This is a genomic window from Parabacteroides sp. AM17-47 (assembly GCF_003434625.1).
In the GTDB taxonomy this organism is placed as follows: Bacteria; Bacteroidota; Bacteroidia; order Bacteroidales; family Tannerellaceae; genus Parabacteroides; species Parabacteroides distasonis.
Genome location: NZ_QTLI01000016.1, coordinates 105,308 through 130,138, shown reverse-complemented (window position 1 = coordinate 130,138; position 24,831 = coordinate 105,308). Strand labels below are relative to the sequence as shown.

Here is a 24,831-nt window from a genome sequence, read left to right as displayed (position 1 = left end):
TATCAACATCCCTGCCGGATGCTGTCCACGGGATTCGTGCTGGCAGCCCGGTAGTTCTGGATCGTAACCGTGAGCAACGTGATGATCGTAATGGCAAGGAAAGCCAAGAGGAAAATCCACCAATGGAGCGGAGCCTTCAAGGCGAAATTCTCTTGCCAGCGCTCAATGCCGTACCAAGCGATCGGCGAGGCGATCACGAAACAGATCATGACGATCCATAGATACGATAGGTTATGCTTCCGCAACAAGTCCATCACGGTAGCGCCAAATACCTTCCGGATACCGATCTCTTTCCGTTTATATTCGCTCTCAAACAAGACAACACCAAATACGCCTACCAAAGACACAAATACGGCAATCAAGCTGAAGAACAAGATTTGTTTGCCAAGTAGCAGCTCTTTCTGGTACAAGTTCTCTTGGATATTGTTGAACAAATGGATATCGAGGGGATAATCGGGATCTAGTTCCCGCAAGGCGCTCCCTATGTCTTGCGATAGTTGACGGTAGTCCGTCCCCGGGCGAACCAAGATCATCAAATTCGTCAAGGCCCCAGCCATAATATCCTTTCCGACAAAGATGGCGAACGGCTCCAGTTTATCCCGGAACGAATTATATTTCAGATCGGGTACGAAACCGGCGATCTTCTCCCTACGATGTAAATTACCCCAGTCCAACCGGATTGGATCTCCCGCTTTCAGCCCATAGGTCCGCTTCGCTTCCTCGTTGAACAAATAAGTGCCATCGCTCAACTGGTCTTCCGGCAGGAATCCTCGCCCCTCCAGAATAGGAAGGGCCAATACCCGCTCAATCTCCGGGTCAGCCTGCACCACCTTGAACTGGATATCCTCATCCACATAGGTACGTCCCCATCCGGAATAATTATCCTCAGCGCCAACCACTCTTGAGGTAAACGACAAGGCCTCGACAGAGGAGAGTTGCCCCAACCGCTGACGCACGCTCTCCGGTTGCCTGCTCAGATTACGGTTTAGCTTTACGGTGACAATCCGCTCGCTATCGAATCCAAGCGGCGTATGAAGCATATTGTAATTCTGCCACGTGATAAACAAAGCCGCTATAACCAAAATAAAAGAGGCCACGAACTGAAATCCTACTAACACATTGCGGAACGAGCGCCCCTTGGGAGATAAGCCGAAATTTCCTTTCAGCACCAGTGCCGGAGAGAAAGAGGTGATATACCAAGCCGGCCAGCAACCAGCGATAAGTCCGATCAGCAACACAAAGCCTCCACAGGCGATCAACAAGGGCATCTGCCCCTCCAAGGAAATGCCTCCACTGACCAAATCCACAAACCCGGTCTTCGACAACAGGCGAACCAGCAGCAAAGCGATCAGGTAAGACAACAGGCACATTCCCACCGCCTCCGAGGCCACGGCCATCCGGAGCGCCGATACCGGACTCCCTAATACCTTCCTCGTATTGATACCCCGCAGACGGACCGGTACCAAAGCGTTGCTAAAGTTCATAAAATTAATGACCGCTATCAATACGATCAAGATAGCGATAGCGGATAACGCCTGAAGCTGGGCATAGCTCCCCTTTTGCTTCTGTGAATCGTAGCTCGTGTCCGTCTTAAAATAGATATCCGGCAGAGCGGTTAAACGCAATTGTCTCGTTTTCCAATTCCATCCGTCATGACGGAAATTTTTCTTGAAACCGGCCAAGACATCCGGAGCGGAGGCCGGATCATCCAAACGGAGATAACACTCAAAATTGTTTTGCATCCAAGCGCCTGCTCCTTCCTTGTCCGATATGCGCCGATAGACCGCATTACTGACGATCGAGTTGGAGGGAAAGTCCCGGTAGACACCTCCTACCTCGGACGTCCACCCCTCTCCGGTCAAGACTTGCCCGACCGCCGGATGATCGCCAAAGAAACGATGGGCCATACTAGCCGGTATCAATACCCGGCCTTTCTCCTCCAATGCCGCCGCCTCACCTTCCACCATATCAAAGTCAAAAACACGAGCATAGGAGGGGTAACATACGCAGAACTTCTCTTGGAAAGTCATCCGCTCACCGTCCCGATCCACCGTGATATATATCTTGTCGCCCCACTGATTGATCAACGCTCCCTCCTCGATATGCGGAGAGGAGGCCAAGAACCGATCGATAAGCGGGCGGTTCAATACGACTTGCGCCCCTGTATTGTTGAAAACGATCTCCAAGCGATACAACCGGTCGGCATGCTTATGGAAACGATCGTATCCCCACTCGTAACGAATTTGCATGAACAAGATCAAGAAAGCCGTGAAAGCCACAGATAATCCTGCTACATTCAAGAAACTAGCCATTTTAAAACGACTGATCACAAAAACGAAATTTCGTACGATTGAGTTCATGATATTTCCTTTTAAAAGTTACTAAAGCCTATGCCTAAAGCTATCCACCGGATTCGATGTGGCAGCCCGGTAGCTCTGGAAAAAGACAGAGACAAACGAGATCACGAGGCAGAATAAGCCGGCAGCGATAAATATCAGCGGGCTTAAACCGATACGATACGAATAGTCGGACAGCCAATCTTTCATAAAGTACATAATAATAGGTATGGCAATCACGAAAGCGATCAGCACATAGTTCAAGAACGTGAATACGAGCTTAACCAATATCTGCCGGTTGCTGGAACCAAATACCTTTCGTACGGATACTTCTTGCAAACGCTGTTGGATAAAATAAGTGGACATCGCCAATAAGCCTAGCAAAGAAATAAGGATGGCTATTATCGAGAATACGATTACGATCTTTGCCAAACGGATTTGCGAGTCGAATGAGTTTTGTAAACTCTCATCCATGAAGAAAGCCTCAAACTCAAGTCCGGTCACTTTCTCATATACTTTACCGATGGCCTCCTTTGCGGCAAAAGGATCACCTTGTGTCTCGATCAAGATCATCCAAGGAGTTTCATTATCTTTCAAAAAACGAAACATAACGGGCCTCATTTCTGTCGTCACATTCCCAAAGCAATAGAAATCCCGAATGATACCCGCTATCGCTATCGGCTTCTCGTGCCTATCCAACATAAAAGAGGCCGCATCCTCCGGCAGGTTCATCTCACGTATCGCTTGCTCGTTTAGGAACCAGCCCTCTGTCGTTAAATGGTTATCACGCAAAATCTCCAATCCTAGCATCTCATAGCATTCCTTATCCATAATAAATTGCTGGAAAGATATATTTTGTCCTTGATAGGTAGCAGTCCAATTATTACTACCGAAAAAAGGCAGTCCTCGTGTCTTCCCGACCCTATCTACGCACGACAAGCCTTTCAGCTCACCGACAAAAGCAGACAACTGCCTTCCGTCTACCGAGTTCATGGCCAACAAATTCTTCGTATTATATCCCACAGGAGCGTTGATCATATGAACAATCTGGCTAACCATCACGATAGAGGCTGCGATCATCGTGATCGTGATCACATTCTGGAATACGATAAAGAACTTACTGAATACCATTTTCGTCTTAGCTCGGAACGTACCCCTTACCACCTCGATCGGTTTAGAAGAAGAAATGATGATAGCGGGCAGCAAGCCTGATAAAACTCCCACGACAACAGTTAATGAAACCAGAGCCAATAGCCACACAGGACTACCCAATACGCTCATATAGACATGCGTCTGCAATAAATCATTGACAAACGGCACGACCGCCAAGGCAAGGAGAACCCCGATAACCAAAGAAATAAACGTAAGCAAAGTAGACTCCAGCATCAAGCGCATGAATAACTCGCCCCGTGAAGAACCCAAAAGGCGCCGGGTAGCCATCTCCTTCGCCCTGAAACCCGCTTGGGCAACCGTCAAGTTTATATAATTAATGACCGCGAAAATCAAGATAAGGAAACCTACGGACATCAGCACGATCACGAAACGCCAATCTCCCTTTCGCAAAGAAGAGTAAGAAGCGGCTTTCGCAAAATACTGCTCACTAAGCGGCAATATGCGTACCTCTTTTGCCGTCCCATATTGATACGGCCAATAAAACTCCTTGAACCAATGGGCCATATCCTCCGCACGAGAAGGGAAATCACTACCCTCACGCACCAAGACAAAAGCCGATGTACTTCCGGCATTCCCCAATTGATCCGGAGCCAACGACCAGTTCAAATACCGAACCTGCTCCCAACGCACGATCACATCCGCTTCGGGAATAGAGGAATGAAGTAAATCCTCCACCACCCCATTTATAGTAGCCGATATGGTATCTCCCACCACTAACTGCCGTCCCATCGGATCATCCGTTCCGAACATCTTACGGGCGAACGAAGAGGAGACCACCGCATAGTTCCCGGCGGCCAACGCTTGCTCACGAGTGCCTTGTAACAGCCGGAAATCAAAGAAATCGAAGAACGTGGAGTCCGCGAACATCACGTTCGCCTTCAGTTTCCGATCACCGGAAACTACAACTATATTGCTTGAATTATCTGCCACTACCGGGCAAACTTTCTCTACCTCCGGATAGCGTTCCTTTATCTTATAAGGAATGGCGGCTCCGGTGGCCATCCAATTCTCATTCCCGACCAGATAGATACGATCCGCCTTGGTATGGAATTTATCTGTAGACATCTCCTGTACCGTATAGACCGCTATCAATAACACAAACATCAACGATACAGACAGACCAAACACGTCTATCAGCGTATAAGCCTTATTCCTTCCAAGGAACTTTAAAAAGGACTTAAAGTTCAATAAATTATTCATGAATTATGAATTATCAATTTTCTATTATCTATTTTCAATCACTCAGATTTTAAGCAATTCACCGGATTATCATTAGCCGTCTTGCGGGCATCCAGACAAACCACGGAATATATAATCAATAATACACATACGCCGCAACCCAAGAATATGTACCATGACAAAGGAACCTTCTCCGTGAATTGCTCTTGCCACTTTTGCAAGACAAAGTATGCTATACCACCGCCTAATATAACCGCATAGATACAGATATATCCGATATCCTTTATGAACAACCTCAATATATCCCATAAGGTAGCCCCATTCACCCGGCGAACCGCTATCTCCTTACGACGACGGCTCACCTCATCATTCGTATAGCCAATAAGTCCTATCAACGTAACAAGAAGCGTGACCAAACCTCCGATCATCACGGAATCACGGAATTGGCGGGAGTCCTTATATAGATCCATGATCTCGGAACGGAAAGAGATAGCGTTCAGTTCACGATCCGGAAATGTCTCGGATATCTTCTGCTGTAAACGAGCCATACTATCGTTGTTCAGCTCATGGAACTTCACCTGCAAGGTATACATGGGCTTATGCGTATAGAATAATACGGAAGGCCGCATATCTTGGTTCGAGATTCCTCCCAGACGGATATTCTCATAAACACCGCAAATCGTGAATGGCTCCTCATTCCATTTGCTATGCTCGGTGACGCAGATATCCTTCCCGATCACATCATCCGTCCAACCCGCTACCAATTTCATTTTCTCCACGAAACGGCGGTCTACCATCACCTCTCTTGAATTGGTCACATTTTCCGTGAACGAGCGGCCTTGGATCACGGGAATCTCCATCATGTCCAAATATCCGTTACCTACCCAATAGAGATCGGCGATATTAAAAAGCTCTTGAGTCTCACCCGGTAAAAGAATATTATTACCGGAAGCATGCTCGAAAGGCAATTGATAGACGGTGGTAGCCGCAACGACCCCCGGAAGCCGCATCACCTCATCCAGAATCTTGGCACGAGAGGTAGAGTCCACGCCAGCTAACCCGCAGTAGGCAAGGTTCTCATAGGCATATCCCGGACGATCGTTCACCATAAACGTATATTGACGGGCAACGAAAACAAGCATCGTCACCAAAAAGCCCGTGGCTACAAACTGGACAAGCAACAAGGCTTTCTTCCAGATACGCTTATTCTCCCGGTAATTACGGAAAGCGGAGGCCACCGGAATCCGAGCGTATAATGATCCCGGCATAAAACCAGATACGAAAAACACCAAGATACATATCCCTAGCAAGACCAAGCTACCATTAGACAAGAGCAAAGAATCTAACGAAGTCGCCAACAACTCCTCTACCGTACCTCTAAACGCAAGGATCAACAATAAGGCCAAGATCAGTGAAAGCACTATATGTACCAACGCCTCACCAAACATCATACCATGAATATTATTCTCGCTTGCCCCATAACATTTATGGACAGCCACCTCCTTCGAGCGATTTACGATAGAGGATATCACGATCAAGATATAGTTCATCACCGCCGTGAAGATCAAAGCGAAGGCCAGTAAGGAAAGTATCCATGTCATTCGCTTGACTTGCGGCAACTCCTTGTGTAAGCCATCCAGCTCATGAAACGAGAAACCAATGTTAAACCCTGTCTTTTGCTGTTCCTCCGGAGGGAAATAAGAATTCACGAACGTATGCACCTGTTCCTCCAAAGCTAAAGGATTCACCCCCTTGTGCAATTTCACGTAGCTTATGTAACGATCATTTCCCAACATATTAGTAGGCGAACCCTCCCACATGAACCGACCCGCCGAAGCCATAGAAACAATCACATCGTAACGGGAATGAGAATTTTCCGGAACTTCCTCAAAAACGCCACCAATAGTCATAGTACGTCCCGGCGAACTGTCTACCGTGAAGTTTTTCCCGATAACATCGCCCCCGATATTTTTCGCTATACGACTTGATACCAACACGTACATCGGGATGGAAAGAACCTCTTTCGCATTTCCGATCAGCATAGGACGAGGAAGAATATCAAAGAAACAACTATCCGCTATGATACAACGACCGGAGTATTTCATCTTGGTGTCGGTCATCGTAAAGGTCCAGTCTCCAAAACTCGTGTATCGGGTGACGGTCTCGATCTCGGGTATCTGTTGTTGCATCGTGGGAGCGATGCCACCGCTTGTTTGCGGATAATCCTTCAACTCCCCTCCATTTTGCTGGTATTTCGCCCATACTTGATAGACCCGGTCTCTATCCGGATAAAAATCATCATACGATTGTTCGAAATAGACTTTAGCGATCAATACCAAACCTACCGCTAAACCGATTCCCAACGATACGATTTTCATCACGTTATGCCGCCCTTTCTTAAAAATGGAACGAATGGCGATTAGTATGTTTTTCATATTATATCGATTTTATTCCAGCACCAGCACTTCATTATCCTTATAACTCTCATAACTGGACACAATCACCTTCTCACCGGCTTCCAGACCTTCAAGAACCTCATAGTATTGCGGGTTCTGACGACCGATCTTGATAGAACGCCTGTAAGCTTTCTTTCCATCCGGATCAAGAACAAATATCCAACTTCCACCCGTACTCTGGAAGAAAGTTCCCTTCGGGATAATGATACTCTCGGTAGGTTGTCCCAGCTCCAAGTTGATATAGTAGGTCTGTCCGCTACGGATATTATCCGGACGCTCACCCGTGAAAACGAAATCCGTACGGAACTTACCATCACGAACCTCGGGATAAACTTTGCGCACCGTTAAGTCGAAAGACGAGCCTTGACGCTCGAAAGCGGCACTTAAGCCCGGTTTCACACGGTCTATGTAATGCTCGTCAATCATGGCCTCGATCTTATAATCGGAAAGGTCGTTAATCTGGCCGATCTTTTGTCCCGGATTGATACTTTGCCCCAATACGACATCCAACAGTCCCAACTCACCGTCGATCTGGGAACGGACATTCAAGTTTTCCTTACGCTCACGGATCAACAGGATATTCTTCCGCATGTTCGCCAAGCTGGCCTCCATCTCATCCATCTGGATCGTGCGGGAGATAGAGTCTTGGCGCAAGCGCTCGGTAATCAAGGCGTGCTTTTGAGAGGCTAACTCGAAGTCCTCCTTCGCTTTCAGATAATCCTCCTTGGCGATCAAGTTCTCTTTATACAACTGTTCTTGTTGGTTGAACGAGCGGCGGGCCCGGTTCATGTCCATATCGTATTGAAGTTTCTCCATCTGATTGGTCAGCTTATCCTGCTCCATGGTAACCTGCGTATTACGAAGGAAGTTCTGCTTCTCCGCCAACTCGGCCTCAGCGTTCAATATCTGCAAATCCAGATTTGAGTTGCTCAGACGAACAATGATATCGCCTTTCTTCACTTGGGCACCCTCTTCCACGACTTTCTCCTGTACGATACCGCCCTCCTCGGGGCTAAGCTGCACGACCGTGATAGGTTGCACCTGACCATCCATACGAAAGAAGTCATTGAATTGCTCACGGGTCACATTACCGATGCTAATCCCTCTCGCGTCCACTTTCAACGTAGAAGCATGATCACCAAAGATAATCCATCCCAACAAGATAACGAACAACACGCCACCCGCTACATAAGGAATATGCTTCTTCTGAAGACCTTTCTTTTTCTCTAATTGTATATCCATCGTATTCTATATTTTTTATTATCATCTAAATTCTATGTTCTCAATTCTTATTCATTGATAAGAGGCTTGCCCTTATAATAATCTACCAACTTGCTTTTCAATAAGTACATCAATCGCTTTTGAAGCAGATTGGCCTTGGACTCCAACAGCGTATTCGCGCTTGTCTGTACATCCAGCGTGCTCATCAGGCCTTCCTCGTACTTCCGTAGGGTAACACGATAAGCCAACTCATCCGATCTCACCTTCTTATCCATCTGTATGGCCTCTTTAGCGTATCCCTCACGATCCAAGACGGATTGCTCTACCGCTGTCTGCAACTGGCGAAAGACCTCTGTTCTTGTCTCCCGTGCGATCCGCATATTGTTACGGTAGCGACGAGCGTTCGTTAATCTGCTCAAACCATCGAATAAGGGGAAACTAAGGCTAAAAGAGACATATTCACCACGGTTATTTTTAAACTGATCCTTGAAAACTTCCGGGGCCTTATCAGATTTCAAGTTCTCGAAATAACTCGTAGAGATTCCGGCATTCAAATAAATACTCGGCAGCAACTTTCCTTTATAAATACGATATTGGTATTTACTTTGCGTTAATTGATACTCGGCTTGCAAGGCGGTAGGGTTATTCCCGGACGCATAAGCGAAAATCTCCGCCACGTTCTCTACTTCCGGGACATAATTGATATCAGGTAATAAAGTATCCACCTCCAGTTCTAAATCAGATGGATAATTCATACATTCCCTCAAGGTAAGCAAGGCCGTATTGAAAAGATTCTGCTGGTGGGTCAATGTATAATCATCGGCCGCTACTTGAGCCTCGAATTGAGCTACATCCGCTTTCCCTTTCAAACCCAGCTCTTCTTGCCGGCGAGTCTTATATAAGGTACGGTTACTCTCCTCCAATTTCTCGGCCGCCATACGAATCGTTCCTTTATAATATACCACATCCATATAAGCCTGCATGGTTTTCATCGCTAAATCATCTTTCGCTTTCTGGATGTCATTAACTCCCATACGGCGATTGGATTTTGCCATCAACCATTGATTGATCAGCTGTCCGCCCGTAAAAATAGGAATAGAAGCGTCGAGGCCATAGTTATTATTAAACGTAGAAGTATTCTCATAGGTATTGGTCGCAGGGTCAATCGAACGGCCAAAACTATATTGCGCTCCGACCTTAGCCGATGCCGCCGGGAAAAAAGAAGCTACAGCGGCATTCCGTTCCGCCTTATACGTATCTGATGTATAAACTTGCTTTTTAACCGATGGGCTGTTTTCCACGGCATAGCGCATACATTCATCCAAAGTCCAAAGTTTCTCTTGGGCCACCGTCGCGGTAGCGAAACTGAGAGAAAGAACTGTTGTAAGTAATATTTGTTTCATTGCTCTATTATTTTCTACTTAAAATAATAGCAAAGAACGTGCCAAAACACATAAACAACTAAACAACAACCAGATAACAAAAAGCCATTCTTTTAGAACTGTCCAATATTTTGACAACGCTGTCTAATTGTTTGACACTATTCCCACTTTGACACGTAAGAGCGTCTCCTCTTCTCCCTAAGCAAAAAACGCTCCGCTCCTATATGAATTCTTGCTCGATAGCCTATGAATTTTTATGCGCATACTGTATAATTCTACAAACCACGACGTGGTCTGTACAGATCAAGACGTGGAATATACAAATCACGACGTGGTCTATATATTCCACGGCGATAATCAGGAAATAGATGAGATAGTAATTATATTTGTATATAGTAAGAAGAATGTTTTTTACTTGAAGATACGAACAATTGTTTTGATTACAATCGTTGACTATCCTTTAGATTTAAGGGCAGGACACAAAAAAAGGGAAACAGTTGAATACCAACCATTTCCCTTTTTCTAAGTCGGGGTACCAAGATTCGAACTTGGGACCCCCTGCTCCCAAAGCAGGTGCGCTAACCGGACTGCGCTACACCCCGTTTTGCAATTCATAGTGTTTATCTCTGATTGCGGTGCAAAGGTACGCCTTTATTTTAAACTACAAAACTTTTTGGTAACTTTTTTCATGAAAAATATCATTTTCTTGTTGAGTGGATAGAATGGAACTTTGCGTCAGATAGTTCTTATCGTTGGCGTAAATAAATAAAAGGGTTCCATTCTTTATCGTATTAATAATTGGCTTACTGACAGATACAGGCAACGCAGGGCAACCAAAGCTACGTCCTAACCGACCCGAGGAAGCTGCCACAGAAGGATCGGAATAAGAGGCGCCATGAATTACAATCGCCCTTTGCTTAGCCAAATCATTTATTCCTTTTTCCAATCCATTTAGGATAAGCGAATAGCCATTCCGGCCTTGGTACGTATTTTCCGTCAGATAAAATCCTAAAGAGCTTTTATGGGAACCGTTCTCGTTCGAGAAAGAGGTCGCATAATTCCCTCCGCTATTCTTACCGTGAGAAACCAAAGAGGTGTAAAGTATTCTCTTTTGCCGTATATCCAATACAACCATACGCTCCGCCGTAGAAGGTTTAGAGAAATCGATCAATGTAAGGATATCCTTATTTTTCCGATCAATCTTCTCGGAACCTCTAAGCCCCTGCATAAACGCATCGAAACAAACCCATTGATCCAATCGCATCTCCTCATATAATTGGCGCCCCATAACCGCCACAGACGTTGATCCCGTTTCCGGAGATAGGGCACGCAAAACGCCACCGGTTGAAATTGAACCTACAGACAAGACAATAAAAAACAAATACAAGAAAATCCTTCGCATACTCAAAAACAATAACGCCGCAAAGTTATGATTTTTATTCTAATACAAAAACAATCGTCTTATTAACAGGCGCCCAATCGTAAACAAATTGCGCATGCGAAGTCGCGTTTCTCACACACATATGAGACCGTGGTGTCGTTCCCAACGAAGGACTATATTCGATCAACGATTTACGAGGAGCGTTGACCGGTACGCCATGGATATACGCCCCATTCGTAAAACGGTTGGCATAAGGAGCGAATCCGCCAGTCTCCTTGGAACCGTCTACCAAATAGATCATGCGAGACTTTTTTTCTTGGAGAACATACATTCCCAACGGGGTTTCCTGCGCATAAGGAGGACGATGCTGTCCGGTAGTCGCAGGGTTCATGCTACGAACCAACCATTTTGAGCCGACGTGCTCCAAGGTCGCGATATTCTGGTTATGACGATCCACGAAGATCGCCTTATCGAAGACTACCGTATCCCCTATTTGCTTGATATATTTCTTCGGAGCATACCACTCCTCCTCCCCATCATACACGGTTTGTATACGAGCGAATTTAGAATCCTCATCCATCGCCTTGATACGAACCAAGCTACCGTCACGTCCATAGATCTCGGGAATCACGGTATCAGTCAGCAAATAAAGCGGGACGGATTGATAGCGTTCTACACCAAGCGTATCGGAAACCCTCTTATAGGCATCTCTCTTGAAGACTTTTACAAGAGGAGCCTCTCCATTCCTGTTTTTATAGTTCTGCAAGATCGCCCATTGAGACGGCTCCTTTTGGATCGACTCCAATAAGGATAATCTTTCTTTCATTTTCTCCCACTGGAACTCCCGTGTCGTATCTTTATAGGGGTAAGTATCTTCTAAAGTATGCTTATCGTAAAGCAGCTCTTTCTCTATTTCGATATGGGGAGGCAAAGTCTCCATGATCACAGCGGAATCCTTCGATATAGAATCCACAGGAGTTAAGACCTCGGTTTGAGCAGGCTCGGTCCTCGGCGTACAATAACTTAGCGTACAAAGGCTCGATATCAAAAGTATAAAAACTGTTCTCGTCATCATTATTACCCGGGATTTATTTGAATATCGTAAATATACGATTTTTTCCAAATAACAGGTAATCTTATCATCTTGTTTACAAAGTAACCGCGCCAAATGACAGAGCTATCCTATATTCATCCTATAATCCATTTACTGCCCGGTATTAATGAGATAATCTTTGTCGTCACATAACAGCAGATAAATGTACTTACCGCAATACATGGTATGGCGGCGACAGTAGGCAAGGCTAAGTCGTGCTTAAACACCGTTACCCACAATCCGAGCCAAAATATATGCATAAGGTACATACCGTAGCTGAGTTTAGACATCTCTGTTATGAGTCGTGGAGATTTCGAATTGCCTATGCAAGTAAAAGCGAGGAACGTACCCGCCGTAAGAAGCACACAGTTGATCGTACAGAAAGCCCATCCGATCTCTATCTCAGGTGTGACAAGAGTTACTCCGGGTATCGCTTGGACATAGAAGGAATAAATCGTCAGCAAGGCACCGACGACCATCGAGGCGATTCCGATAACCAGACGTTTAGAACGGTTCCATGTAAGATGGACATGTATATAATGTGCCAGTACGAGGTATCCTAAATAACCGGAGAAGTACCACAGTATATGGTATTCGTTCCAAAAACATTGTCCCCACACCTCGCCGAAGCAACGATTGAGATAGGGCATACAGGTCGACAACAGAAACAAGCCGATGAAAAAACGCTCTTCTTTCGCCGTGGCTTTATTCAACCATGGCGATATTACGGGTATAAATAAATAGAGGCTGATCAAAGGGTACATGAACCACAAATGTCCAGCCTGTGAAGGAAAGTTCAAGAATATTCTCGATATATCTTTCAATGATGTCTCGGCATCTATCTGCCCCCACAGCAAGGGTAAAGTGCTGTATAGTATCATAAATATGAAAAACGGCGGTAAGATGCGGATACAACGCTGACGGTAGAATTGCCAAGAGGTCAGCCCTGCCTTCATCGGCGCAAGAAGAAAGGCGGAGACAATTATAAACAATGGCACCGCCATGCGTGAGAAACCATCGTATACGGCTACCCACAACCGATCGGCCTCATTGGCCAGATAAGATTGCGGTCCCACCATATCCGTGGAGCCCTCAGCTCCATAAAAGTTTTCACTGGCGTGGACAACCATGACAAGGAAGCACGCAAACACACGCACGTAATCCAAAAAAACTATACGCTTCATTTTTTGTTTTAGTATTATTATTCGTTAGATGATTTCAAGTTTGTCTTTTTACGCGAAGCATGCATTCAAGAGGGATATATTTCGATGTTTTTCCTGATACTGCTTTATGGCGCACAAAGGTAAAAAAGTCGGAAAGAATATATACCTTTGTCATATTATAAGTGAAATCTAAAATAAAAACATATGAGATCTATTAATGGCGCGGTTTTACGTAGCGCATTCGCGATGGTATTAGGGTTTGTTTTGGTATTATGGCCGGAAGCAGCCATAACCTATCTGGTTATCACGATCGGTATACTATTCATTTTACCGGGATTATTCGCTATCCTCAGCTATTTCACCCGACCGAAGAACGAGAACGGGGAGAAACCGATGTTTCCTATCGAGGCAGCGGGAAGCGTACTGTTCGGAGCGTGGTTGGTGATCATGCCCGAGTTCTTCGTGAATATATTAATGTACGTACTCGGAGCCTTATTGGTAATTGCCGGTGTACAGCAATTGGTTTCATTGATATCCGCAAGGAAATGGAGCAATGTACCGTTGGGGTTCTACCTGATGCCGGCTTTGATCTTGATAACCGGAGTAATGATTCTTGCCTACCCGTTCGGGGCGGCGGCAAATACATTCGTAATCTTCGGTGTAGCCAGCATTTTCTACGGGGCTTGTGAGTTGATCAACTGGTATAAGTTCCGCAAGCGTATAGAAAATACCGGATTATGATTTCCGGTATTCCATGGGTGATATACCCATATGCTTCTTGAAAAACTTACCGAAAGTGGATTGATCGGAGAAGTGGAGTATATCCGCTACTTGCTGAACCGTGGCTTGCGGGGCCTTCAACAGCATCTTGGCCTCGACGATCAAGGCGTCGTCAATCCATTTATTCGCTGATTTACCCGTTAGCTCTTTCAAGATAAGCGAAAGATACTGTGGGGTAATAAATAATTTCTCGGCATAGAAAGTAACGACGTGCTGCTCCTTGCAATGCTCGAAAAGCAATTGCAGGAACTGCTCGAAAAGCTCCTCCTTCCGGGAGAGTGTAGGTGCCGTCATCAGCTCCTTCTTACCCATAAAGATATTAGCCAACTCGATAAAGAAACCGACTAAGGCGTTTTGGAGAGCCTCCTTCTGGAAAAAATGGGTACGCAGCTTCATCTTTTCCCGTAAGATTGAGAATTGGCCGGATATATGCTCAGTCTCCTCGGCACTCATCGCAGCACATGGATTCTTACGGATCTGCATATAATGCACCATAGAGTTCTTTTTCCCTGCCGGGGTAGTATATCCATCCAGAAAAGATCTGGACACGATCAACAAACGCCCTCTCAAATCTTTGCTCACTTTCGATACCTGTATGATATGAGTCGGCATCAAGGTTATAAACGTATTCTTCTCTATCTTATATGGAATATAGTCTACCGAGATATCGGCAGTACCTTCCTGTACCAAGATCATCAACAAAGCATTTAAACGCATCGGGGTGGAATGCTCCAGCCTTTTTTCCTCGTAATTAATCAAATCTCCGTTCAGATCCGCTATCGATAAATCATCTTGAAAGTTGTCGCTGGACTCAATTCCCTTGATTAACTCAGTGACTTCAATTAAAGGTAAATTTTTCATATCTATCTGTAGATTTTTATTATCACCTCGGACAAAGATAGAAATAAAAAGCCAAAGACCACCCACTATTTCGTTTTTAACCAATTTTCATCCAAAATTGAACGAATAACAAGAATTTTTGACAATATCCTGTTTCATTCCATACCAATACCGTAACAGTATAAACCTTTCTGGTTTTCTAAATATATCAGACCTTTGCGAATAGATTCGACGGGAATATCCGGTCATTGGTCGATTCCAACGGACGAGTCAGCGCTTTTTACTTGTATACGGGGATTGCCCCGGCTACTTTTGACGTAACAAAAACGAATATGATAAAAGAACAGATTATTAATACGGCGTTCGATCTTTTTTCTCAATATGGCATCAAGAGTGTGAGTATGGATGATGTAGCGAAAGCGGCTGGCATCTCCAAGCGTACACTTTACGAGTCGTTCGAGGACAAGGAAACCTTGCTGATCGAGGGGATCGATCACAATTCCGAATCGCTCGGACAATATCTGACGGGACTGGAAAAAGAACCTTTCAATGCCTTGGAAGTAATCCTGCTCTTCTATGAGGAGATGATGAAAAACCCGAGATGGTTCAACGAGAAGTTTTACGAGGACTTGAAGAAATATCCGAAAGCCCAACAAAAAATAGAGATGAATAAAGCGAGAATGGGTAAGAGGTGTATGGACTTGTTCACACGGGGCGTTAAAGAGGGCGTGTTCCAAGAGGGGATCAACTTCGAGATCATGGCCTTACTGGTGAAAGAGCAGACGAAGATGTTGCGGCCTTCCAATGTCTTCTGCAAGCATTCCATCACCGAGGTATACAACACGATCCTCCTCACATTCCTGAAAGGAATCAGTACCGAGAAGGGAAGAGCGATCCTAGACCGATTCGATCTCAAACAATCCTATGATTTATAGCGAACACTTAATGAGTTTAATCACAGACAAAATCTATCCTAAATGAAACGATTATTGATGAGTAGAAAAATGATGTTGGTCACATTTATGGTATTGCCTTTTCTGGCGGCGAGACCGGTTCTGGCTCAAGACACCCTGAAACTGGATCTTGGGAAAGCGCTAGAGATCGCCCTTAGCGAGAACCCGACCGTAAAAGTTGCCGATAAAGAAATACAGAAGAAAAAGTACGCACGTAAAGGCTCGTACGCTTCTCTATTTCCGCAGATCAGTTTTGCGGGGGACTACAACCGTACCTTGAAGAAACAGGTGATGTATATGGATTTCGACATGGGTGACATGGGAGGCGGCAGCTTGCCCGAAGGCACGGACATGTCGAGTATGGACGAGGGCTTCGAGGTAGGACGTAGCAACAACTGGAGCTTGGGCTTCAACGCTTCCATGCCACTGGTGAACGCCTCCTTATGGAAAAGCTTGAGTATCTCGGCCTTAGACGTGGAATTGGCGGTGGAGCAAGCTCGCTCTTCTAAAATAGCGATGGTGAACCAAGTGAAAAAGAGCTTTTACGCCGTCCTTCTGGCAAGCGACTCTTACCGGGTATTCAAGCAAAGTTACGACAATGCCATGGAGAATTATCTGGATATCAAACGGAAGTATGAACAGGGAACCGTAGCTGAATACGACTTGATACGTGCCGATGTGACGGTAAAGAATACAGAGCCTAATCTGTTGCAGGCAGAGAACTCCCTTACCTTGGCTAAATGGCAGTTAAAAGCGTTATTGGGTATGGATCTGGATTTAAATATCGATTGCGACGGGCAACTGACGGATTTCAAGTCCAGCCTCTTCGCCGACTATCTATCCACGGATACAACCTTATCCGAGAATACCGACTTGAAACAATTAGACCTTCAGGCGGAACAGCTAAAAAAGACGCTGGTCATGCAGAAATTCGATTATCTGCCGACCTTGTCGCTGACCGGTCTATATCAATGGAGTGCCATGAACAATGACTTCAAGTTCAAGAATTACAGATGGAACCCCTATTCGATGATCGGTATCACGTTATCGGTTCCTATCTTCTCCGGAGGTAGTAAATTTTATAAGGTAAAGCAGACGAAAGTCTCCATCGACCAACTAAACCTGCAACGGGACGATACCAAGCGTAATTTGCAGTTGGCCGTTAAACAGTACATAGATAATATGAATACCTGTATCAAGAAGTTCGACGCCGCCCAAAAGGGAGTCGAGCAAGCGGAACGGGGATATATGATCTCGCAAAAACGGTACGACACCGGAGCCGGTACATGGCTGGAGATGAACGATGCCGAACTTGCCTTGACGCAGGCCCGGTTGAACTTCAACCAATCTATCTACGACTATATGGTAGCGAAGGCGGATCTGGAGAAAGTATTGGGTAACGGACAGATGAATTGAAAATTAAAAATTGAAAGTTTAATAGATAATAATTAGGAACAATTATATGAAGACAAGTCAAATGCTGAAAGTAATACCGATAGCTACATTGGCCCTGCTGATGTCTTGCTCGGGTAATAAGAGTGAGGAAGCCACGGAAACACAGAATGAGAAAGTAAAGGTGAAAGTGGAGACGGTCTCTGTTCAAGACGTGGAGCAACTCAGTGAATTTACCGCTACGGTGGAAGCGAATATCAAAAATAATATCGCTCCCCAAACCCCATTCCGTATCGAGAAAATCTTCGCCGAGGTAGGCGACCATGTAAAAGCCGGGCAGTTATTGGCCAAGATGGACGCTACAAGCCTAAAGCAAGCGAAGATACAATTGGATAACCAAGAGATCGAGTTCAAACGTATCGACGAGTTGTATAAGGTAGGCGGTGCTTCCAAATCCGCTTGGGATGCCCAAAAGACTTCCTTGGAAGTGGCTCGCGAGACGTATAAAAACTTGGTGGAGAACACCCAATTGCTAAGCCCGATCAGCGGAGTCGTAACCGCCCGCAACTACGATAGCGGCGATATGTACAGCGGCGGAAGCCCCATCTATACGGTAGAGGAAATCCGTCCGGTCAAATTAATGGTGAATGTCTCCGAGAGTCTTTTTACGAAAGTGAAGAAAGGCCATGAGGTAGACATCCGGCTGGATGTGTACGGAGACGAGGTTTTCAAGGGTAAAGTCAACTTAGTTTACCCGACGATCGATCCCTCTACCCGCACGTTCCCCGTGGAGATCAAGATCGCCAACTCGGATGAGCGAGTGCGACCGGGTATGTTCGCCCGGGTGACGATGAGTTTCGGCCATATGGATCACGTGGTGGCTCCGGATCGCTCTATCGTAAAACAATCAGGTGCCGGCGACCGGTATATCTATGTATGCAAAGACGGCAAGGTATCCTACCAGAAGGTGGAGCTAGGACGCCGTATGGGTGATAAATATGAGATCATATCCGGAGTGGAGGATGGCGACCAAGTGGTTATCACCGGGCAAAGCCGCCTGACGAACGGTATGGAAGTTGAAATCGAAAACGAATAACAGACTATGAGTTTATATGGAACAGCGGTAAGAAAGCCCGTATCGACCGCCCTTGTATTTGTGGCGATCGTGATCTTCGGACTTTTTTCCTTAAGCAGGTTATCAGTGGACTTGCTTCCGGAGATAGAGACGAACACCATCATGGTGATGACGGCCTATCCCGGCGCCAGCGCTTCGGATATCGAGATGAATGTTTCGAAGCCCTTGGAAAACGTGTTGAATAGCGTAAGCGACTTGAAGCATATCACGTCGCAATCCCGTGAGAATATATCGATCGTAACGTTGGAATTTAATTATGGCATCGATATCGATGTTGCCACGAACGATGTCCGCGACAAACTGGACATGGTGGAGTCTTCCCTACCCGATGACGTAGAGAATCCGATCATTTTCAAGTTCGGTACGGATGATATCCCCATCTTGATCCTTTCCGTGACTGCGGAGGAGAGCACGAACGCTCTTTACAAGATCTTGGACGATAAGGTATCCAACCCATTGGCCCGTATCAGTGGCGTGGGTGCCGTGTCTATCTCCGGTACGCCGATCCGTGAGTTGCAAGTGTATTGCGACCCGTACAAGTTGGAGGCTTACGGCCAGACCATCGAAGGTATCTCTACCATCATCGCACAAGAGAACCGGAATACACCGGGAGGTAGCGTAGATATCGGCTCTAATACCTACTCCTTGCGTGTTCAAGGAGAATTCACGGACGCTAAGCAGATGCTAGACCTAGTGATCGGTAGCCAGAACGGAAAGAACGTATATCTGCGTGACGTGGCCCGTGTAGAAGACAGTATCGAGGAACGTGCGCAAGAGACGTTCAACAACGGCACGAAAGGTGGTATGATCGTCATACAGAAACAGTCCGGAGCGAACTCGGTGAACATCGCCAAGAAGGTACACCAGAAACTTCCGGAGATACAGGCTAGCTTACCCTCAGACGTGAAGCTGGACGTAATCATGGATACTTCCACGAATATCTTGAATACGATCGATAGCTTGAAAGAGACGATCATGATTACCTTTATCATCGTTATGTTGGTGGTATTCGTGTTCTTGGGACGTTGGAGGGCCACGTTTATCATTATCTTGACCATCCCGATCTCTTTGATCGCTTCTTTCGCTTATTTGCTGGCCTCGGGTAATACGTTAAACATTATCTCGTTGAGCTCACTTTCTATCGCTATCGGCATGGTGGTGGACGACGCTATCGTGGTATTGGAGAACGTAACGACCCATATCGAGCGGGGTAGCCAGCCGAAACAGGCCGCCATACACGCCACGAACGAGGTGGCTATCTCGGTTATCGCCTCCACCCTTACGATGTTGGCGGTGTTCTTGCCGTTGACGATGGTTACGGGTATGGCGGGTATCTTATTTAAGCAGTTGGGATGGATCGTTAGTATCATCATGATCGTTTCTACGGTAGGTGCCTTGACATTGACCCCGATGCTTTGCTCACAGTTATTACGCCAGCAACCGGAGAAGGGTAAATTGTACCGGATGTTCTTCACGCCTATCGAAAAGGGATTGAACGCCTTGGATCGCAGTTACGGACGCTTCTTGAACTGGGCCGTACGCCACCGGAAAACGGTGATCGTAGGCGCTACGCTGATCTTCATCGGCAGTATGATGCTGATACCGGTCATCAAGACGGAATTTTTCCCGACGCAAGATAACGCACGCATCGGTATAACGATTGAGTTGCCGATCGGTACACGGCAGGATATTACCCGTGAGTTAGCTCTCGACATCGACAAGAAGTTCCGTGAGAAATATCCGGAGATACTGATCAGTAACTTCACGGAAGGTACGGCGGATACGGATAATACCTTCGCACAGCTAAGCAATAACGGTACGCATATTATCGAGTTCAATATAAACCTGACTAGCGTGGGCGACCGTGAGAGAGGTCTTACCGAGATTTGCGAGTTGATGCGGCAGGACTTAGCCCAATACAGCGAGATCAAGAAATTCGAGGTACTCGCCGGAGGGCAGGAAGGTTCTATGGGTGGAGAGACCTCGGTTAACATCGAGATCTATGGTTTTGATTTCGCCCAGACGGATGCCGTGGCGAATGAGATCGCCCGTCGTATGAGAAATGTAAAAGGATGCTCGCAAGTAAATATCAGCCGTGAGGATTATATCCCGGAATACCAGATCGACTTCGACCGGGAGAAACTGGCCATCAACGGGCTGAACGTAACAACCGCCTCCATGTATCTCCGAAATCGTGTAAATGGTTCCACCGCTTCAAAATATCGTGAGGATGGAGATGAGTATGATATCAAGGTACGTTACGCCCCAGAGTTCCGTGAGTCCGTAGAGGATCTTGAGAATATTTTGATCTATAACAATGAAGGCAAAGGCATCCGCATCCGTGATTTAGGCAAGGTAGTGGAACGTATGACTCCCCCGACCATCGAGCGTAAAGACCGTGAGCGTGTGATCACCGTATCTGCCGTAGCGGGTAAGGGAGCGGCATTGAGCGACTTGGTTGCCGCCGCCCGGAACGAGTTGAAACAAATGGATATCCCATCCGACGTAAGTTGGCAGTTGGGTGGAACATTCGAGGACCAGCAGGATACATTTACCGATTTGGGTATCTTGATGGTATTGATCATCATCTTGGTATTCATCGTGATGGCTGCCCAGTTCGAGTCGTTGGTAGACCCGTTCGTGATCATGTTCTCTATCCCGTTCGCCTTTACAGGTATCGTATTGGGATTGGCGGTCACGCAGACACCATTGGGCGTTATGGCTTTGATCGGCGTGATCATGTTGATGGGTATCGTGGTTAAGAACGGTATCGTGCTGATCGACTATACGATCTTATGCCGGGAGCGTGGCATGGGTATTATCACGTCGGTAGTGACTGCCGGTAAATCCCGTCTCCGTCCGGTATTGATGACAACGTTGACGACCGTTTTGGGTATGATCCCGATGGCGGTGGGAACCGGCGAGGGTTCCGAGATGTGGCGCTCGATGGGTATGACTGTGGCTTGGGGTCTTTCCGTATCCACCTTGATTACCTTGATTATTGTTCCGACGGTCTATGCCGTATTCGCTGCCAACGGCGTAAAACGAAGACGCCGTAAAATAAGGAAGGCATTACGAAATAATTAATTATCTTTGCGTACCATAGGGAAGCTGAGGCCAAGCAAACCTCGATGGGCATTGTTAGGTCATAACAATGCCCATTGTAAGGTGCTTACGATGCCCATTATAAGCTGTCTTGAATGCCCATCGTAAGAAAAGCTTCCCTACGGATATGCGATCTCATAAAAACAACTATATGAAAGCGATATTTATATCTTTCAATCAAGCGTATTACGAAGCTATCGTCAGTATCATGGACCGTAATAACCTTAAAGGTTTTACCTATTGGGATGTCGTGCAAGGACGGGGAAGTAAAACAGGCGAGCCACATTACGGCAATCACGCTTGGCCTACCTTGAATTCAGCTATCCTTACGATGGTAGAAGACGAGAAGGTCGATCATTTTCTGGAAATCCTACACAACTTAGACAAGGAAACGGAAGCGCAAGGGCTTCGGGCCTTCGTCTGGAATATAGAGAAAACCATCTAACTTAATTTTTCGAAACAACTATATTAATCTATTGATATGGACAAATCAATCCTGTTTACACCCGGTAAGATCGGTCCGCTAACACTTAGGAACCGCACGATCCGGGCCGCCGCATTCGAGAGTATGTGCCCGGGAAACGCTCCCTCGGAGCAGTTATTCAACTATCACACATCCGTAGCCGCCGGAGGGATCGGCATGACGAACATAGCTTATGCCGCCGTGACGCAAAGCGGCTTGTCGTTCGAGCGTCAGCTGTGGATGCGTCCGGATATTATTCCCGGCCTCCGCAAGCTCACCGACGCTATCCATAAAGAGGGAGCCGCCGCTTCCATCCAGTTAGGCCATTGTGGTAATATGTCGCATAAGCGGATTTGCGGATGCACGCCTATTTCAGCGTCCAGCGGTTTCAACCTCTACTCTCCCACGATCGTACGAGGTATGAGACAATCCGAGATCGCTTCCATGGCTCGTGCCTACGGCGAGGCCGTACGATTGGCACGTGAGGCAGGTATGGACGCTGTCGAGATCCATGCCGGGCATGGTTATCTGATCAGCCAATTCCTTTCCCCGTATACCAACCACCGGAAAGACGAATATGGAGGAAGCCTTGAGAACCGTATGCGCTTCATGAGAATGTGTATGGAAGAGGTGATGAAAGCAGCAGGTTCCGACATGGCCGTAACCGTAAAGACCAATATGCGGGACGGGTTCAAGGGAGGACTTGAAATAGACGAATGCCTAGAAGTAGCCCGTACACTCCAAGACCAATGCGGAGCGCATGCCTTAGTACTAAGCGGCGGATTCGTGAGCCGTGCCCCCATGTATGTAATGCGGGGAGAAATGCCGATCCGTACGATGGCGTATTATATGCCTCGCGGCTATCTACCGATTGGAATCCGCATGGTAGGTAAATATATGATTCCCTCGGAACCGTTTAAGGAGGCTTACTTCCTTGAAGATGCGTTGAAATTCCGCAAAGCCTTACATTTACCTCTTATTTACGTAGGAGGATTGGTCTCCAGAGACAAGATCGAGGAGGTACTGAACGACGGGTTCGAGTTTGTGGCCATGGCACGTGCCTTGGTGAACGAGCCGGGCTTCGTCAACCGTATGAAAGAAGACGAGCACGCTCGTTGCGATTGTGGGCATAGCAACTATTGTATCGCCCGTATGTATAGTGAGGATATGGTCTGTCATAAGAACGTGAAAGGTCTTCCGGAATGTATCGTACGTGAAATCAAAAGGCTTGAATATAAATAATGGAAAAGAAATGGGCTTTAGTCACGGGGGCCAGCTCCGGAATAGGTCTCGCCTATGCCGAGGAACTAGCCTCACGAGGCTATCAGTTAGTGATCGTCAGCAATGAGGAGCAGGCGATCCGGGAGAAAGGTGAGTTTCTCTCCGAGAAATATGGTATAGAAGTTTTGCCGCTTTATCGTGATTTGGCGATCCCCGGGGCGGCCAAGGAGCTATATGATACTTGCCAAGAGAAAAACATCCCAATAGAGGTATTGGTCAATAACGCCGGTATGTTTTTTTTCTGCGAGACCTTACAAGCTAAGGCCAACATCGTCGAGAAAATGCTCTACCTCCACGTGACCACTCCTACCCAGCTTTGTTATTATTTCGGGCAAGAGATGAAGAAACGGCGTCATGGATATATCCTCAATATGTCATCCCTATCTTGTTGGCTACCTTATCCGGGAATTACGCTGTACGCTTCCACCAAGCGATACTTGAAAAGCTTCTCCCGAGGCTTGCGTTCAGAGTTACTGGATTATGGAGTAAGCGTAACCGTACTTTGTCCCGGCGCCGTCGCCACGAATTTATATAACCTAAGCGACAACTTAAAGACCTTAGCGATCCGCCTAGGTATCATGATGCGTCCGGAAAAACTGGCTAAAAAAGGGATTAATGCCTTGTTTCACCACCGGGCTTCCCTATTACCGGGCCTCTTCAACAAAATATGCACACCCCTCGTAATGCTCCTCCCCCACGGCCTTGTCCGTTGGATCATGCGAACCACGAAATTAGTGAAGCTAGATCGATAATCCGACAAATAACATGCGAAATATTTGTCACATCAAACAAAAATCGTATCTTTGCACCGCTTTTTAGCCCCGTACCGTGTGATGGGAAATTAGGAAGCAAAATAACTAATTTTGAGTAACACAAAAATTAAAGAAAATGAAGACATTTGAGTTAGAAGGAAAAGGAAGAGAGATCGTCGCTCGTTCCGCTGATCAGAAAAGAGCCTTGAAGGCAATGCGTAAGAACAATGAAATTCCCGCTGTATTATACGGTGGCGAAAAAGTAACTCACTTCACGGTTACAAAAGAAGCCGTTCGTAAGTTGGTTTACACTCCGGAGATTTTCGTTGTTGAGTTAAGCATTGACGGTAACAAGACGATGGCAATCGTTAAGGACATGCAGTTTCAACCTGTAACTGACGAAATCCTTCACATGGACTTCTTGGAAGTATCTAAGGACAAAGCCGTAGTAATGGAAGTTCCGGTTGTTTTGGAAGGTCACGCAGAAGGTGTTAAAGCCGGTGGTAAGTTGTCTCTTCAAATGAGAAAACTGAAAGTGAAAGCTATATACGATCAAATCCCTGAAAAGTTGACGATTAATGTGGATCACCTTGGCTTAGGTAAGACTATGCAGGTAGGTGCTTTGCACTTCGAAGGTCTTGAATTGATGAACGCTAAAAACGCTGTTGTTTGCGCCGTTCAATTGACTCGTGCCGCTCGTGGTGCTCAGGCTAAAGGATAATCTGAGGTAAAAACATTATTACAAT

18 protein-coding genes and 1 tRNA gene are annotated in these 24,831 nt (G+C 46.3%); 9 read left to right on the top strand and 10 right to left on the bottom strand.

Translation table 11 applies throughout. The annotated features are described in order from the left end of the window. Nucleotides 1–2: 2 nt before the first annotated feature. The 9 genes from DW205_RS14160 to DW205_RS14115 all read right to left on the bottom strand — a co-directional run bounded on the left by DW205_RS14160 (nucleotide 3) and on the right by DW205_RS14115 (nucleotide 13,405). On the bottom strand, nucleotides 3–2,360 hold the full coding sequence (locus DW205_RS14160; protein ID WP_005866088.1) for an ABC transporter permease: 2,358 nt from the start codon (nucleotides 2,358–2,360) through the stop codon (nucleotides 3–5). 21 nt (nucleotides 2,361–2,381) lie between these two features. Next, nucleotides 2,382–4,709: an ABC transporter permease gene (locus tag DW205_RS14155; RefSeq protein WP_005866086.1), complete on the bottom strand. Its 2,328-nt coding sequence runs from the start codon at nucleotides 4,707–4,709 to the stop codon at nucleotides 2,382–2,384. 38 nt (nucleotides 4,710–4,747) lie between these two features. Continuing rightward, nucleotides 4,748–7,123, bottom strand: a complete 2,376-nt coding sequence (locus tag DW205_RS14150; RefSeq protein WP_005866084.1) for an ABC transporter permease — start codon at nucleotides 7,121–7,123, stop codon at nucleotides 4,748–4,750. Nucleotides 7,124–7,135: 12 nt separating this feature from the next. Beyond that, the gene (locus tag DW205_RS14145; RefSeq protein ID WP_005861993.1) at nucleotides 7,136–8,386 is read right to left on the bottom strand and encodes an efflux RND transporter periplasmic adaptor subunit; all 1,251 of its coding nucleotides are present in this window, start codon (nucleotides 8,384–8,386) and stop codon (nucleotides 7,136–7,138) included. Between the two features lie 47 nt (nucleotides 8,387–8,433). Continuing rightward, nucleotides 8,434–9,768 carry a TolC family protein gene (locus tag DW205_RS14140; protein WP_005866082.1) on the bottom strand — a complete coding sequence of 445 codons (1,335 nt, stop codon included), beginning with the start codon at nucleotides 9,766–9,768 and terminating at the stop codon, nucleotides 8,434–8,436. 506 nt (nucleotides 9,769–10,274) lie between these two features. Further along, nucleotides 10,275–10,349, bottom strand: a tRNA-Pro gene (locus tag DW205_RS14130). 59 nt (nucleotides 10,350–10,408) lie between these two features. Further along, complete coding sequence (locus tag DW205_RS14125; RefSeq protein WP_005866080.1) at nucleotides 10,409–11,149, bottom strand: murein L,D-transpeptidase catalytic domain family protein; 741 nt, start codon at nucleotides 11,147–11,149, stop codon at nucleotides 10,409–10,411. A 34-nt stretch (nucleotides 11,150–11,183) separates the two neighbouring features. Then, nucleotides 11,184–12,203, bottom strand: a complete 1,020-nt coding sequence (locus tag DW205_RS14120) for a L,D-transpeptidase (RefSeq protein ID WP_005866078.1) — start codon at nucleotides 12,201–12,203, stop codon at nucleotides 11,184–11,186. 113 nt (nucleotides 12,204–12,316) lie between these two features. Then, entirely contained in the window at nucleotides 12,317–13,405 is a 1,089-nt protein-coding gene (locus DW205_RS14115) for an acyltransferase (RefSeq protein ID WP_005861985.1), read from the bottom strand. A gap of 183 nt (nucleotides 13,406–13,588) precedes the next feature. Here DW205_RS14115 and DW205_RS14110 point away from each other — a divergent pair, with 183 nt between their 5' ends. Then, nucleotides 13,589–14,125 (top strand): HdeD family acid-resistance protein, encoded by a 537-nt coding sequence (locus tag DW205_RS14110; protein ID WP_005866076.1) that lies wholly within the window; start codon nucleotides 13,589–13,591, stop codon nucleotides 14,123–14,125. Here DW205_RS14110 and DW205_RS14105 read toward each other — a convergent pair. Next, nucleotides 14,120–15,025 carry an AraC family transcriptional regulator gene (locus DW205_RS14105; protein WP_005861981.1) on the bottom strand — a complete coding sequence of 302 codons (906 nt, stop codon included), beginning with the start codon at nucleotides 15,023–15,025 and terminating at the stop codon, nucleotides 14,120–14,122. The genes DW205_RS14110 and DW205_RS14105 overlap by 6 nt on opposite strands. 311 nt (nucleotides 15,026–15,336) lie before the next feature. Here DW205_RS14105 and DW205_RS14100 point away from each other — a divergent pair, with 311 nt between their 5' ends. The 8 genes from DW205_RS14100 (at nucleotide 15,337) to DW205_RS14065 (ending at nucleotide 24,806) form a co-directional block, all read left to right on the top strand. Continuing rightward, complete coding sequence (locus DW205_RS14100; RefSeq protein WP_005866074.1) at nucleotides 15,337–15,939, top strand: TetR/AcrR family transcriptional regulator; 603 nt, start codon at nucleotides 15,337–15,339, stop codon at nucleotides 15,937–15,939. 42 nt (nucleotides 15,940–15,981) lie between these two features. Beyond that, the gene (locus DW205_RS14095) at nucleotides 15,982–17,373 is read left to right on the top strand and encodes a TolC family protein (protein ID WP_008778062.1); all 1,392 of its coding nucleotides are present in this window, start codon (nucleotides 15,982–15,984) and stop codon (nucleotides 17,371–17,373) included. 46 nt (nucleotides 17,374–17,419) lie between these two features. After that, a complete protein-coding gene (locus DW205_RS14090) occupies nucleotides 17,420–18,445 on the top strand; it encodes an efflux RND transporter periplasmic adaptor subunit (protein ID WP_005866068.1) in 1,026 nt (341 codons plus the stop codon). A gap of 6 nt (nucleotides 18,446–18,451) precedes the next feature. Next, complete coding sequence (locus tag DW205_RS14085; protein ID WP_005866066.1) at nucleotides 18,452–21,571, top strand: efflux RND transporter permease subunit; 3,120 nt, start codon at nucleotides 18,452–18,454, stop codon at nucleotides 21,569–21,571. 169 nt (nucleotides 21,572–21,740) lie between these two features. Beyond that, nucleotides 21,741–22,034 carry a PG0541 family transporter-associated protein gene (locus DW205_RS14080; protein ID WP_005866064.1) on the top strand — a complete coding sequence of 98 codons (294 nt, stop codon included), beginning with the start codon at nucleotides 21,741–21,743 and terminating at the stop codon, nucleotides 22,032–22,034. A 36-nt stretch (nucleotides 22,035–22,070) separates the two neighbouring features. After that, nucleotides 22,071–23,294, top strand: coding sequence for an NADH:flavin oxidoreductase (locus DW205_RS14075; RefSeq protein ID WP_005861966.1), 1,224 nt, complete (start codon nucleotides 22,071–22,073; stop codon nucleotides 23,292–23,294). Then, nucleotides 23,294–24,085 (top strand): SDR family oxidoreductase, encoded by a 792-nt coding sequence (locus DW205_RS14070; protein ID WP_005861964.1) that lies wholly within the window; start codon nucleotides 23,294–23,296, stop codon nucleotides 24,083–24,085. The genes DW205_RS14075 and DW205_RS14070 overlap by 1 nt, the downstream gene beginning before the upstream one ends. Before the next feature lie 136 nt (nucleotides 24,086–24,221). Further along, nucleotides 24,222–24,806: a 50S ribosomal protein L25/general stress protein Ctc gene (locus DW205_RS14065; protein ID WP_005861962.1), complete on the top strand. Its 585-nt coding sequence runs from the start codon at nucleotides 24,222–24,224 to the stop codon at nucleotides 24,804–24,806. Nucleotides 24,807–24,831: the final 25 nt, after the last annotated feature.

Coding starts and splice junctions, on each gene's coding strand:
- DW205_RS14105 (WP_005861981.1), bottom strand. CDS start 15,025: ATGAAAAATTTACCTTTAATTGAAGTCACTGAGTTAATCAAGGGAATT.
- DW205_RS14080 (WP_005866064.1), top strand. CDS start 21,741: ATGAAAGCGATATTTATATCTTTCAATCAAGCGTATTACGAAGCTATC.
- DW205_RS14145 (WP_005861993.1), bottom strand. CDS start 8,386: ATGGATATACAATTAGAGAAAAAGAAAGGTCTTCAGAAGAAGCATATT.
- DW205_RS14095 (WP_008778062.1), top strand. CDS start 15,982: ATGAAACGATTATTGATGAGTAGAAAAATGATGTTGGTCACATTTATG.
- DW205_RS14100 (WP_005866074.1), top strand. CDS start 15,337: ATGATAAAAGAACAGATTATTAATACGGCGTTCGATCTTTTTTCTCAA.
- DW205_RS14085 (WP_005866066.1), top strand. CDS start 18,452: ATGAGTTTATATGGAACAGCGGTAAGAAAGCCCGTATCGACCGCCCTT.
- DW205_RS14115 (WP_005861985.1), bottom strand. CDS start 13,405: ATGAAGCGTATAGTTTTTTTGGATTACGTGCGTGTGTTTGCGTGCTTC.
- DW205_RS14140 (WP_005866082.1), bottom strand. CDS start 9,768: ATGAAACAAATATTACTTACAACAGTTCTTTCTCTCAGTTTCGCTACC.
- DW205_RS14155 (WP_005866086.1), bottom strand. CDS start 4,709: ATGAATAATTTATTGAACTTTAAGTCCTTTTTAAAGTTCCTTGGAAGG.
- DW205_RS14110 (WP_005866076.1), top strand. CDS start 13,589: ATGAGATCTATTAATGGCGCGGTTTTACGTAGCGCATTCGCGATGGTA.
- DW205_RS14125 (WP_005866080.1), bottom strand. CDS start 11,149: ATGCGAAGGATTTTCTTGTATTTGTTTTTTATTGTCTTGTCTGTAGGT.
- DW205_RS14120 (WP_005866078.1), bottom strand. CDS start 12,203: ATGATGACGAGAACAGTTTTTATACTTTTGATATCGAGCCTTTGTACG.
- DW205_RS14090 (WP_005866068.1), top strand. CDS start 17,420: ATGAAGACAAGTCAAATGCTGAAAGTAATACCGATAGCTACATTGGCC.
- DW205_RS14065 (WP_005861962.1), top strand. CDS start 24,222: ATGAAGACATTTGAGTTAGAAGGAAAAGGAAGAGAGATCGTCGCTCGT.
- DW205_RS14070 (WP_005861964.1), top strand. CDS start 23,294: ATGGAAAAGAAATGGGCTTTAGTCACGGGGGCCAGCTCCGGAATAGGT.
- DW205_RS14150 (WP_005866084.1), bottom strand. CDS start 7,123: ATGAAAAACATACTAATCGCCATTCGTTCCATTTTTAAGAAAGGGCGG.
- DW205_RS14075 (WP_005861966.1), top strand. CDS start 22,071: ATGGACAAATCAATCCTGTTTACACCCGGTAAGATCGGTCCGCTAACA.
- DW205_RS14160 (WP_005866088.1), bottom strand. CDS start 2,360: ATGAACTCAATCGTACGAAATTTCGTTTTTGTGATCAGTCGTTTTAAA.